Below are 12,513 nucleotides of genomic sequence, written 5' to 3'. Positions count from 1 at the left end.
AATTGACCACTAAACGCATTGCCGTTACCCCAGGAGAACCTGCAGGTATCGGCCCCGATTTAGTCGTACAACTCGCTCAACAGGCTTGGCCTGTTGAGTTAGTCGTTTGTGCCGACCCAGAATTACTCGCTAGCCGTGCAAAGCAGCTCGGTCTAACGGTCTCTTTTCGACCGTATCTACCAGATCAGGCTCCCCAACCTCAAGAAGCAGGCACATTAACCATAGCCCCATTCAAATTGGTGAGTGCTGCGGTATGTGGCAAACTTGATGAACAGAATAGTCCTTATGTAGTCGAAACCTTGCGCTATGCGGGCGAAAGAAACATGAGCGGTGAATTCGATGCCGTCGTCACAGGCCCTGTACACAAAGGGATTATCAACCAAGCGGGTATTTCCTTTAGCGGACATACGGAATTTTTTGCCCATCAAGCCAACTGCCCAGATGTCGTGATGATGCTAGCAACACCCGGGTTACAGGTGGCGCTCGTCACCACCCACATCCCACTTGCCTATGTAGCAAAAGCCATTACTCGCCAACGGTTACAACATATTATCAAGATTTTACATGCTGACCTTATCAGTAAATTTGGTATCGTTTCACCGAAAATTTATGTGTGCGGTTTAAACCCACATGCAGGTGAAGATGGACATTTAGGACGGGAAGAAATTGATGTAATCATTCCTGCACTTAACGAGTTGCGTGAAGAATATCAGATGAATATTGTCGGTCCATTACCAGCGGACACACTGTTCCAACCCAAATATTTACAGGACGCAGATGTCGTCTTGGCCATGTACCATGACCAAGGACTTCCCGTTCTCAAGTCACAAGGATTTGGCAAATCGGTAAACATTACGTTAGGTTTACCCTATATCCGTACCTCGGTTGACCATGGTACAGCGCTCGATCTCGCGGGCACAGGCAAGGCCGATATCGGCAGTTTTGTCTGCGCTCTGAATAAAGCCATTGAGTTATCCTCAAAAAACTAAACGATTATATTATTAATGAGCAACAAAGTACATTTAGGCCACACGGCCAGAAAGCGTTTTGGACAAAACTTTTTAACCGACGGCAATGTGATTAATCGTATTGTCGGCGCAATTGCACCTGATAATAACCATGTCATGGTAGAAATTGGTCCTGGTTTAGGCGCCTTAACCGAGCCCGTTGCAATGGCGGTCGATAATCTCACCGTAGTAGAACTGGATCGTGATCTGGTTGAACGCTTACATAAACACCCCGTCCTTAAAGACAAACTGACCATTCACCAGGGTGATGCCCTGCAATTTGATTTTAGTCAGCTCGTTGTTCCGAGTAAAAAGCTCAAAGTATTCGGTAATTTGCCCTATAACATTTCGACGCCATTAATGTTCCATCTGTTCGAGTTTGCCGAACAGATTGAAACGATGCACTTTATGCTACAAAAAGAAGTCGTCCTGCGTCTATCGGCAAGTCCGGGTTGCAAAGCCTATGGCCGTTTAACCGTTATGGCGCAATATTTTTGCCAAGTTGTCCCTGTACTCGAGGTTCCCCCCCATAGCTTTACGCCAGCCCCTAAAGTTGACTCTGCGGTTGTGCGTCTTTTACCCTATGCGGAAAAGCCATTCCCCTGTAAAGATGTTAATGTACTACGCCAACTCTGTACCACCGCCTTTAACATGCGCCGTAAAACGCTGCGTAACAATCTCAAGCATATGCTGAGCGATGCCGAGTTCGAACAGTTAGGGATTGATCAAAGCCAACGTCCTGAACAAATCAGTGTCGAGCAATATGTTGCAATGGCAAATATGATCTGCGATAGAAAGGCTTAGTAGTGTTATGTGTGGGCACACCCTGTGCCCAATATCATTGTAGGAATAAGAATGAGCGCATTGGACACCTCAATTCGAGTAGAAGTTAAAACTGAATATATTGAGCAGCAATCCTCCCCCGAGGATGAAAAATACTTATTTAGCTACACTATCACGATTATCAATTTGGGCGAGCAAGCGGCAAAACTCGAGACTCGTCACTGGATAATTACAGATGCAAATGGCAATACCAGCGAGGTTCAAGGTGCAGGTGTCGTTGGCGAAACGCCCACCATTCCTCCCAATACGGCTTATCAATATACCAGTGGTACCCTACTTGATACTCCTCTTGGCATCATGCACGGTACTTATGGTATGGTCAGCGAGTCAGGGGAACGCTTTGAAGCGATAATAAAACCTTTCCGCTTAGCGACTCCAGGTTTATTACATTGATTTAACTGTAGAAAGGATATTGTGGCTCATTATTTTGTTGGTGATGTTCAAGGCTGTTTTACCGAATTACAAAAGGTACTTGAAAAAGTTGATTTTAATCCATCCCAAGATGAGCTCTGGGCGGTGGGAGATCTTGTTGCCCGAGGCCCCGATTCTTTAGCCACATTAAGATTCTTCAAATCACTTGGTGATTCGGCTAAGACCGTATTGGGTAATCATGATCTGCATTTGATGGCAATTCACGGTAAGCTTAAACGTGATAAACCAAGTGACAATCTGAAAGCCCTTCTAAAAGCTGATGATATTAATGAGTTAATTGATTGGCTCAGGCAACAGCCGCTCATGCGTGAATTACCTGAGCAACAACTGATTATGACCCATGCTGGTGTGCCTCCGCAGTGGTCATTAGAAACACTGAGACAAGAATCAGCACTCGTTAGTCATGCACTCAAGCAAGATGACTATCTAGAGGCTTTAATAAGCCAAATGTACACAGATAGCGCAGAGCGTTGGGAACCAACGGCATTAGGCATAGCTCGATTACGTTTTTGCATTAATGCTCTGACTCGAATGCGTTATCTCTATGTCGATGGCCACCTCAATTTTGATTGTAAACAACCACCACAGGATTGTACTGATCCACAGTTACGCCCATGGTATGAATACACTTCTCCATTACGTCAAAGCCACACTCTAGTCTTCGGCCATTGGGCTGCACTGATGGGAAATGTCAACGATAAAAAATTAAAGGCTTTAGATACAGGCTGTTGCTGGGGCGAACACTTAACCCTATGGCATCTTGAAAAAGACCAAAAAATTACCCAAAAAAGGTTAAAAAAGAGTTAAACTAAAACGGCCTATGGTCGATAAACGATTGTGCACAGCCCTGAATTTAATCCCCTTTTCATTTGGAAAAAATATAATAATAATTGGAGTATCCTATGAAAGTTAATGTAGCCACCAGAGTTATTGGCGGATTTAGCATTGTTACACTTTTACTTTTATTGCTAGGATTTACCTCCTACTTAACGAATACCAGCCTTAAAGATAGTTCAGCGTTGATGCAAGAGTTAAGCTTACCAGCACTCAAAGCAACCAATCGTTTAACAGAAAGTTTAAGTGAGCAACAACGCCAAGTGTTAATCGCTTTTCATACTCAAAAATCAACGAACATCCCCAATATTCATAAAATCTTTGATGGTCATAGTACCCAATTTAAAAGTGAAATTAGCAATCTCACTCAATTAGTTCAAAGGCAAACCAATCTATCATCACTGATAGCTCAACTGAGTAGTAGCTTCTCAACCTTCGAACATGACAGTTTAGCGATGTTTTCTGAGCGAGAGTCAGCTCTGAGTAAACAAGAGTTGCTTATCAACCTAAAGAAAAAACTCGAAAATGCGGCAGATGACGCTTCATCGACGCTACTCGATGTGATTGACCTTGAGAGTAGCCAAAATCCAGATATGCAAAGTATTGCAGCCTCTGCCAGCGCCATAGACACTAGCCTAGGCAATATTATTACCACCATCGCAGATTTAGTCACGAATGAAGAAACAAGTAAGCATGAGCTTATAGCTAAAGAACTCGATTACATTATCAGTGAAACAAAAAATAAACTTGAATATGTTAATCGTCACGCTCAAGGCATAGTCGAAGCCGATACATTACAATCCATAAATAATGATATTGGCAAAGTCTTAGCATTAGTCGAAGGCAAAGATTCAATGGTAGATCTTAAATCTAGCCAGTTAATTCATACTCAAGAGTCAATTAATAAACTCGCGATTATTGAAAAAGATGGAAAGATCATTGATGCCAATATGGAAGACGTTAGCAATAATATCGAACTTATCGCTACCAATATGAGTCAAGCAACGATGGCAGAAATTGATGCTGCCAGCCTGCGTATTATTATCGTTGTGTTAATCGCTATAGTGGCAGCAATTATTATTAGCTTCGCTGTAGTCAATCCATTGAAACGCTCACTTCAGCAAGTTAATCATGCACTTAATGTCTTAGCCTCTGGCAATTTAACCCATAAATTGGACGATTCCGGCCACGATGAATTTGCAGAGCTGGCTAAAAACTGTAATAGACTTGTCGACAGCCTACGTAGTTTGATCATTGGTATTTTGGACCGTTCGAACCAACTTGCAGCAGCAGCGGAGCAAACATCAGCCATCACAGCGCAAACAACTTCGGGCATACAAGAACAAAAAAGTCAGGTTGATCAAGTTGCTACCGCAACTACTGAACTTAGTTCTAGTGCCCAACAAGTATCACAAAGTGCCGATGAAGCACTTGAGCAAATCAAACAGGCAGATCTAGAAACCCAACATATGCGCGCTATTGCGCAAGAGAATAAATTAACTACCTTAGCCTTAGCTGATGAGGTATCTAAAGCGGGATTAGTCATCAATAAAGTGCAATCGGATAGCGCCTCTATTGGCTCCATTCTTGATGTGATCCGTGGCATCGCAGAGCAAACCAACCTATTAGCGTTAAATGCGGCTATTGAAGCGGCAAGGGCTGGTGAACAAGGGCGCGGGTTTGCGGTTGTTGCCGACGAAGTGCGTAACCTAGCCTCTCGAACTCAAGTCTCTACCCGTGAAATTCAACAAATGATAGAAGTGTTACAACAGGGCGCAGAGCAGGCTGTAGCGGCCATGGATATGGGTCGTGCCCAAGCTAATGCTTGTGTTGAAAAAACCGAACAAGCAAATTTGGCATTAGAAACGATAAGTCAGTCTGTTCATAAAGCCTATGACTCTGGCACCCATATCGCGCATGCCGCACAGGAGCAAAATTTAGTCAGCCAACAAGTATCAGAAAAACTAGAACATATTGCTGCAATATCTGAAGAAACCGCTATCGGGGCAGATCAAACGGCTCAATCTAGCCACCAAGTCGCAAAATTAGCTGAGGAGCTTCAAGCTTCGGTGGGTGAGTTTAGAGTGTAAATAAGTCAGCCTTAATAAGGGTCGCACAAGCGACCTTTAATATTGCGACTAACATAAAGCCTCAAAAATACACTAAAACGGTTAATCCGCTACATGTTTAAGTAACAAAAATGCCGAATTGTAGTTCGGCATTTTTGCTTTAACACTCGTCAATCAGAATTCAAATTCAGCTAGTTAAGAGAATTAATCCTCTTCACCACCCGCTGAACCACCAAGACGATCTTTTACTGCAGCAGTGATAGGGCTTGCACTATGCCCATTAGCCTCTGCCCAAGCATGAATAGTCATACCGTCTGATTCTGGCACACTTAACTCAGTCACAGACAAACGCTTAGCGACAAATTCTCCTGCATCGCTTGCATTGGCGCTATAAGCCGTTCGTAACAGACTTTGACCATCACAATTAATACCGCTGTAGATCTGACGTAATTTAACGCGACTCTCTTTCAATTTCTTACGTAAGCGGTTTTTATCATTCGCTTTCACATAATCACAAATACTTGCTACAAGTGGATCTGCATCAGCCGCAGCAGCTTGTGTTGGAACAGAAACATAACTAAAACCGATTAACGCAGCCAAAGCCACAGGCATAAGACGCATCCGATACTCCTTAATACTTTCTTATAGTTTTATTATCAATTTTGTATGGGATGCAGCAATATCTAAAGGATACTAGCCACTATGGCCTTAGTTTTCGGCTAGATTTTGCAACGCCATCTGGGTTAGCTCACATCACCACTAAGTCGCCAAAATGATCAATACTTTAGACATATTGACAATCCATACGCACAGGGTACACAACAGAACAACCTAATTTAACATTTTTTTGTCAAATTGATAAAGCGATATTCCAGTCCATCGGCATTTATACAGGATAGTGATTCGGTTTCTTGCCAATCACGAGCGTCCCATTCAGGAAAATAGGTATCACCTTCAACATCAAGGTTAATTTGGGTTAAATAGAGGATATCGGCCTGAGGTAATAGTTCCCGATAAAGCTGACCACCCCCCATAATCACTAACTCTTCACACTCACCAGCAGCTTGTTTGGCTGCATCAAATGAGGTCACACAGGTCACACCTTCAATCACAAGGTCGGCTTGGCGGGATATCACAATGTTATGACGACCTGGGAGAGGGCGACCGATTGACTCAAAGGTCTTACGTCCCATCACGACTGGCTTGCCTAAAGTCATCGCCTTAAAGTGTTTAAGATCCTCAGGAAGATGCCACGGCATTTTATTATCTTTTCCGATGACTCGATTATTTGCCATCGCGGCTATCATAGCAATGCGCATGCTCACTCCAGTGTTGTAGATATAAAGAATTACCGAATAACGGGGCGGGTTCTAAAATACAATAGACTCGGCAATGCAAGCCCAACCGCTAATGCTCCAAGAATAAAGACGGTTTTTAAACCATTGCTGATCACTTGGCCGGTTAACTCTTGGCTCACCTGAGACTGAGCAGTTAACTGCACTAAAGCAATCACAGTATTAAATGCGTAAGTACCGGGTATCATCGGAATAATAGCGGCCACAGCATACATTAAAGGTGGCGCTAAATGGCGCTTCGCAAACCCTATTGTTATCATCCCCACTAAAGCTGCAGCAGCAAATGTCGCCCATTCGATAGGAAGGCCAAAGTGAAGCATCAAGGTACGCGAGCTATGCCCTATCGCGCCAGCTAAAGCGCAGTAAGGTAAAAAACGCTTGGGCACATTAAACACCATGGCAAAACCAACGGCAGGAATAGCTGAAAAAAATGCATCATGTAAAAGCATGTTCAGTAGTTCTATCATAGAAAGATACCACCAAGCTGCATGGCAATGGTTATGCCAATCACAGACGATACAGTCAACAGTGTTGCATGTCCCCAGCGTGAAATCCCCACGTTCATATGGCCTTTCACCATATCGGAAATCGCATTAATCATAGGGAAACCAGGCACCAACATGAGCACACTCGCCGCCATTGCCGACTGTGGTGTTTCACTGAGTGAAAATACGTAACCTGTTTGCGCAATCATACTAATCACAAATGCAGTCGTAGCAAAATTCACCAATAAATTAAAATGGCGTTTGGCAATCGCTAAACGAACGGACATGCCTACCGCAGAAGCAAAAAAAGTGATCACACACGCGGCTAAATCACCATTAAAGAGATGGCAAAAACTGGCACAGGACAGCCCTATCATTAACACAACTAAAGCAGGTGGATAGGTTTTAGGCTCAATACGGGCTAGACGTTTACGAACTTCATTAGGTCCATAAAGCCCTTTTTCAGCTAATAAGCAGATCCGCTGCAATTCACACACTATGGTCATATTGATGCCATGTTCACGAATTCGACGGGTAGTAGTAATACAGCGGCCATGAACCAAACTGGTCAAGACGAGGGAATTTGAGGAAATAGAAAGCTCTACGCTAGCAAGGCCTAAAGCCTGGCCTAAACGCTGACTGATTTCTTCAACGAGATCAGATTCAGCGCCATAGGCCAGTAGCAGTTGTGCAACACGCACAACCTGCCGAGTAATATCATTTTGAGTATCAGCGTACACGGGACTCTCAAAACTCAGACATTAATATTATCTTTGGTAAATGACTTCTACGTCGTAGTCATCATCATCAAAGTCGTCGTCAAAATCATCATCATAATCTTCATTGACTGAATCAAGATTAGCTTGATGATAATTGTCCCATTTGAATTCCACTTCATCGTCTGGATTAACAACATTGTCTTCTAGTGGCAGACTCGCAATGTAATCCAATAACTTCAGAGCTAATTCTTTAGTGCCTTCGCGATTATAGGCGGAGATAGTATACACATCTCCTTCCCATTCTAGCTCTTTAACAATGCGCTCAACTTTTTCTTGCAACTCTTCTTCAAGTAACAAGTCGGTTTTGTTAAAGACTAGCCAACGAGGCTTACTCGCCAATTTAGGAGAATACTTTTCAAGTTCACCAACAATAGCGCGCGCAGATTCAACTGGATCGGTTCCATCGATAGGTTCAATATCAATGATGTGCAATAAAATACGGCAACGCTCAAGATGCTTTAAGAAGCGAATACCTAAACCCGCACCTTCGGCTGCACCTTCGATCAAACCGGGAATATCGGCAATGACGAAACTCTGGCCAGGACGCGGATTGACCACACCTAAATTGGGGACCAAAGTTGTGAAGGGATAATCAGCAACTTTAGGCGTTGCGCGGGATACAGCACGAATAAAGGTCGATTTACCCGCATTTGGCATACCGAGTAAACCCACATCGGCAAGCAGTAATAGCTCAAGCTTCAGGCTACGAACTTCACCGGGCGTCCCTAGGGTTTTCTGACGTGGTGCACGGTTAGTACTGCTCTTAAAACGGGTGTTACCTAAACCATGGAAACCACCCTTAGCCACCAATAGCTTTTGACCGTGGGTTGTCAGATCACCAAGCACTTCCTCGGTATCATGATCAATCGCGCGTGTTCCAACAGGCACCTTTAAAATCAAATCCTTACCACTATGACCAGTACAGTCACGGCCACGACCATTTTCACCGCGCTCAGCCATGTGAAAACGCTCGAAGCGAAATTCAATCAAAGTGTTGAAGTTTTCGTCGGCCTGCAGATACACACTGCCGCCGTCGCCACCATCACCACCATCAGGACCACCATCAGGTACATATTTTTCGCGTCTAAAACTGACACAACCGCTACCGCCGTCGCCCGCTTCGACCCTAATTACTGCCTCATCGACAAACTTCATACTTACTCCTGGCATCACTGAATGAAGGAATTATACCGTCTAACTTCATCGGTCGCCAAAAAACTCGAGATACTTTGCTCCCAATCTTACCTGCCAACGCCCTCAATTTGGTAAAAATTTACCAAACTCATCATTGATACAGCGTAAATAGAAGCATAAAAAACAGAAAGCCCCACCAAAGGCGGGGCTTTAACAGTGTAAGCTAGATTCGAAAATTAAGCTTCGATGCTAATAAACTTGCGGTTATTAGGACCTTTAACTTCGAATTTAACTTTACCGTCAGTCAATGCAAACAGAGTGTGGTCACGACCAATACCCACGTTTACACCAGCGTGGAATTTAGTACCACGTTGACGAACGATAATGTTACCAGCTAGAACTGATTCACCGCCAAAGCGCTTAACACCTAGACGTTTACTTTCTGAATCGCGGCCGTTACGAGTAGAACCGCCAGCTTTTTTATGTGCCATGAGTTAGACTCCTATTATGCGTTGATAGCAGTAATTTTAACTTCAGTGAACCACTGACGGTGGCCCATTTTCTTGTCATGGTGCTTGCGGCGGCGGAACTTAACGATAGTTACTTTCTCGCCACGACCATGACTCACTACTTCAGCAACGACTTTACCGCCAGCTACTAAAGGAGCACCAACGTGCACTGTTTCACCATCAGCGATCAGTAAAACTTGATCGAACTCAACAGTTGAACCAGTAGCAACTTCTAATTTTTCTAAACGAACTGTGTGGCCTTCAGCTACACGGTGTTGTTTACCACCACTTTGAAAAACAGCGTACATAGCTATTTTACTCCGATATTCCTAACACGCTGGCTCGCACTTTTGGGGAGGCAGGGTGCTACAAAAACTTTATTGACAATGGGCGCGGAGTTTACGCGAAGAATCCATTTCTGACAAGCCCTAATTAGGAAAGAATAAAAAAAGGCCGGAATAACTCGCACATTAGTTGTCCGAGTGCTGTCATATGTCAGAATTTTAGGTAAAATTCATTCTATATAACACGTGAGCCTAAAATAGAGGCCGGGTACGTAATGGCCCCACAACCAGAGTCTATTATGGATTTAAACGCTATTCGTCAACTGGCTGACACTGATATGCAAGCAGTCAATCAGCTGATATATAAACAGCTTGAGTCAGATGTCGCCCTGATCAACCAGCTAGGTTTCTACATTATCAATGGTGGCGGTAAGCGTCTTCGTCCTTTACTGTCAGTGCTTGCTGCACGTACGGTAAGCTACGAAGGTGATGCACACCTCAAGCTCGCGGCTATCATTGAGTTTATCCATACCGCCTCATTACTCCATGATGATGTTGTTGATGAATCGACACTTCGCCGTGGGCGCGAAACCGCGAACGCCCTATTTGGAAACAGTGCAAGTGTGCTTGTGGGTGATTTCCTTTACACGCGCTCATTTCAGATGATGACAGAACTCGATAATATGAGAGTGTTGCGGGTCTTAGCGGATACGACCAACGTACTGGCTGAGGGTGAAGTATTGCAATTAATGAATTGCAATGATCCTGACACCACTGAAGAAAGCTATATGCGTGTCATTTACTGTAAAACAGCTAAGTTATTTGAGGCGGCGACCTTGCTTGCAGCTGTATTAGCGGGAGCAAGCCCTGAGCAGGAAACCGCTCTTGGTAATTATGGGAAATATCTCGGAACCGCTTTTCAATTAACTGATGATTTGCTCGATTACACCGCTGATACTGAAGAGTTAGGAAAGAATATTGGGGATGATCTCGCCGAGGGCAAACCGACGCTACCTTTAATCTACGCCATCGCCCACGGCACCGATGAGGAAAGGCAACTTATTCGCCAAGCCATTGAGCAAGGTGATGGTACGCAGGCAATTGATAAAATTGTGGCCGCATTACATCACTGTGGTGCATTAACCTACACTCAGCAAAAAGCGATTGAAGAATCGGAAAAAGCCATTGCAGCACTGGATGTATTGCCAGATAGCGAATTTAAAGAGGCTTTAGTGTCACTGGCTAAAATATCAGTTGATCGCAATCATTAATTGTTTGCACTCAACTTGGAATAAAAAAGGTCTTACTATGTAAGACCTTTTTTATTGAGTCATTAAACTTGCCACTGTATAGGGATTTCACCCCGCGCTGTCAGCAATTGGTTCACCTTTGAAAAATGCCCACAACCAAAAAATCCACGATAGGCGGATAAAGGGGATGGATGTGGTCCAGACAATACTTGATGCTGCGGCGCAGTAATGACTGCACCTTTCTTTATTGCATGGCTACCCCACAGCACAAAAATAATCGGCCTAGATTGCTCGTTTAACAATTTTAATACTGCGGTAGTAAATATCTCCCAGCCAGCATTGGCATGTGAGTGAGCTTGGCCTTGCTCAACTGTTAATACCGTATTGAGCATTAAGATCCCTTGTTCGGCCCAGTGGCTTAAATCACCATGGTTAGGAATATGGAAACCAGGAATATCATTAACCAGTTCTTTATACATATTAGCCAATGATGGTGGTGGCTTAATACCACGCCTAACGGAGAAGCATAATCCATGCGCCTGATTTGGGCCATGGTAAGGATCTTGTCCAATGAGTACGACTCGAACATTTTCAAGGGGAGTCATCTTGAAAGCGTTAAAAACATCCTCTTTAGGAGGATAAATGACCTTACCCAATTGTCGTTCTTTGTTCACAAATGCGATTAACTCTTGGTAGTAAGTTTGTGCACGCTGGTTATCAATAAAATCCTGCCAAGTTGAAAAAGTCACAATAATTATCCTCAAATTACAATGTGGCTAGCTTAAAAGTCATGGCTAACATTCACAAGCCAAGTGTGAGATTAATGTGCTCACTCGGCCCACAATAAAACCATTTTAAGTTAATTAGGCCGATTTTAAATGTTATAGTGCCTACACATTTTAAACTCACCTCGTCGCTTCATATTGACCATAATGAGATCAAAAGACCCACAAGCAGGTTTTACCTTAATAGAACTCGTGGTCGTAATCCTATTGCTTGGCATTCTCGCTGTCGTGGCGTTACCCAAATTCGTTAACATACAACAGGACGCACAAATAGCCAGCGTAAAAGCGAGTGCCGGAGGTTTTAAAACGGGGCTCAATTTGGCTCGTTCTGTATGGGCAGTAAAAGTAGGTTCAGGTCCAAGCGAAGATTTACCAGTATTTGGTACAGCACAGTCTGAACAAGTTGATTTCAACGCTTTTGGCTGGCCTGCCCAGCACTATATTTACGGCAATGAAGCCTCACCCGTATTGGATAACGTAGAAGACTGCGTTTCTGTATGGCAAGTGCTGTTTCAGAATGCACTACCTAGCGTTTCGCGTTTAAATATTGATGCCGATGACACCGATTATAAAGCCAGTTACATCTCCCCTAGTCAGTGTAAATATTCCTATCGAGCTAATGACAAATTGGCCGTTTACTATGACTCCCGCGATGGAACCGTTACGACCGACTTAGATCCCAATAGTTGATGTTTAACGATTCCTTCTTAAGCTAATTAGGATAGAATCGGCCATTGATTTGTTATT

General features: G+C 43.7%; 15 protein-coding genes. 7 read left to right on the top strand and 8 right to left on the bottom strand.

Annotated elements, in window-relative coordinates:
* The first annotated feature begins 2 nt into the window (after nt 1-2).
* The 5 genes from pdxA (at nt 3) to MZ182_RS04620 (ending at nt 5,206) form a co-directional block, all read left to right on the top strand.
* Nucleotides 3-989 (top strand): 4-hydroxythreonine-4-phosphate dehydrogenase PdxA, encoded by a 987-nt coding sequence (pdxA, locus tag MZ182_RS04640; RefSeq protein ID WP_011790442.1) that lies wholly within the window; start codon nt 3-5, stop codon nt 987-989.
* Nucleotides 990-1,004: 15 nt separating this feature from the next.
* Complete coding sequence (gene rsmA / locus MZ182_RS04635) at nt 1,005-1,811, top strand: 16S rRNA (adenine(1518)-N(6)/adenine(1519)-N(6))-dimethyltransferase RsmA (RefSeq protein ID WP_248067392.1); 807 nt, start codon at nt 1,005-1,007, stop codon at nt 1,809-1,811.
* 51 nt (nt 1,812-1,862) lie between these two features.
* A complete protein-coding gene (apaG, locus tag MZ182_RS04630) occupies nt 1,863-2,243 on the top strand; it encodes a Co2+/Mg2+ efflux protein ApaG (protein ID WP_011790444.1) in 381 nt (126 codons plus the stop codon).
* Nucleotides 2,244-2,264: 21 nt separating this feature from the next.
* Entirely contained in the window at nt 2,265-3,089 is an 825-nt protein-coding gene (locus tag MZ182_RS04625; RefSeq protein WP_011918815.1) for a symmetrical bis(5'-nucleosyl)-tetraphosphatase, read from the top strand.
* Nucleotides 3,090-3,184: 95 nt separating this feature from the next.
* On the top strand, nt 3,185-5,206 hold the full coding sequence (locus MZ182_RS04620) for a methyl-accepting chemotaxis protein (protein WP_248067395.1): 2,022 nt from the start codon (nt 3,185-3,187) through the stop codon (nt 5,204-5,206).
* 183 nt (nt 5,207-5,389) lie between these two features.
* Here the strand turns inward: MZ182_RS04620 and MZ182_RS04615 are convergent, their stop codons facing one another.
* From MZ182_RS04615 to rplU, 7 genes are all read right to left on the bottom strand, one after another.
* On the bottom strand, nt 5,390-5,806 hold the full coding sequence (locus MZ182_RS04615; RefSeq protein WP_011790447.1) for a DUF3718 domain-containing protein: 417 nt from the start codon (nt 5,804-5,806) through the stop codon (nt 5,390-5,392).
* Between the two features lie 215 nt (nt 5,807-6,021).
* Nucleotides 6,022-6,504: a type 3 dihydrofolate reductase gene (folA, locus tag MZ182_RS04610; RefSeq protein WP_248067398.1), complete on the bottom strand. Its 483-nt coding sequence runs from the start codon at nt 6,502-6,504 to the stop codon at nt 6,022-6,024.
* 29 nt (nt 6,505-6,533) lie between these two features.
* The gene (locus tag MZ182_RS04605) at nt 6,534-7,007 is read right to left on the bottom strand and encodes a threonine/serine exporter family protein (protein WP_011790449.1); all 474 of its coding nucleotides are present in this window, start codon (nt 7,005-7,007) and stop codon (nt 6,534-6,536) included.
* The gene (locus MZ182_RS04600; RefSeq protein ID WP_011790450.1) at nt 7,004-7,765 is read right to left on the bottom strand and encodes a threonine/serine exporter family protein; all 762 of its coding nucleotides are present in this window, start codon (nt 7,763-7,765) and stop codon (nt 7,004-7,006) included. Before MZ182_RS04600 ends, MZ182_RS04605 begins: the two co-directional genes overlap by 4 nt.
* A 27-nt stretch (nt 7,766-7,792) precedes the next feature.
* A complete protein-coding gene (gene cgtA / locus MZ182_RS04595) occupies nt 7,793-8,959 on the bottom strand; it encodes an Obg family GTPase CgtA (protein WP_115015975.1) in 1,167 nt (388 codons plus the stop codon).
* Between the two features lie 215 nt (nt 8,960-9,174).
* Entirely contained in the window at nt 9,175-9,429 is a 255-nt protein-coding gene (rpmA, locus tag MZ182_RS04590) for a 50S ribosomal protein L27 (RefSeq protein WP_007650346.1), read from the bottom strand.
* Between the two features lie 14 nt (nt 9,430-9,443).
* Nucleotides 9,444-9,755, bottom strand: a complete 312-nt coding sequence (rplU, locus tag MZ182_RS04585; protein WP_011790452.1) for a 50S ribosomal protein L21 — start codon at nt 9,753-9,755, stop codon at nt 9,444-9,446.
* Nucleotides 9,756-10,030: 275 nt separating this feature from the next.
* On the opposite strand from rplU, the gene ispB reads away from it, so the two are divergent.
* On the top strand, nt 10,031-11,002 hold the full coding sequence (ispB, locus tag MZ182_RS04580; RefSeq protein WP_248067401.1) for an octaprenyl diphosphate synthase: 972 nt from the start codon (nt 10,031-10,033) through the stop codon (nt 11,000-11,002).
* Between the two features lie 62 nt (nt 11,003-11,064).
* On the opposite strand, the gene ung is transcribed toward ispB, so the two are convergent.
* On the bottom strand, nt 11,065-11,730 hold the full coding sequence (gene ung, locus MZ182_RS04575; protein WP_248067404.1) for a uracil-DNA glycosylase: 666 nt from the start codon (nt 11,728-11,730) through the stop codon (nt 11,065-11,067).
* A 183-nt stretch (nt 11,731-11,913) separates the two neighbouring features.
* On the opposite strand from ung, the gene MZ182_RS04570 reads away from it, so the two are divergent.
* Nucleotides 11,914-12,456, top strand: coding sequence for a Tfp pilus assembly protein FimT/FimU (locus MZ182_RS04570; RefSeq protein ID WP_248067406.1), 543 nt, complete (start codon nt 11,914-11,916; stop codon nt 12,454-12,456).
* Nucleotides 12,457-12,513 lie beyond the last annotated feature (57 nt).

Source organism: Shewanella sp. JNE2 (assembly GCF_023159115.1).
Taxonomy (GTDB): Bacteria; Pseudomonadota; Gammaproteobacteria; order Enterobacterales; family Shewanellaceae; genus Shewanella; species Shewanella putrefaciens.
The sequence above is the reverse complement of the archived record's forward strand: the minus strand, read 5'-3'. Positions and strand labels throughout refer to the sequence as shown.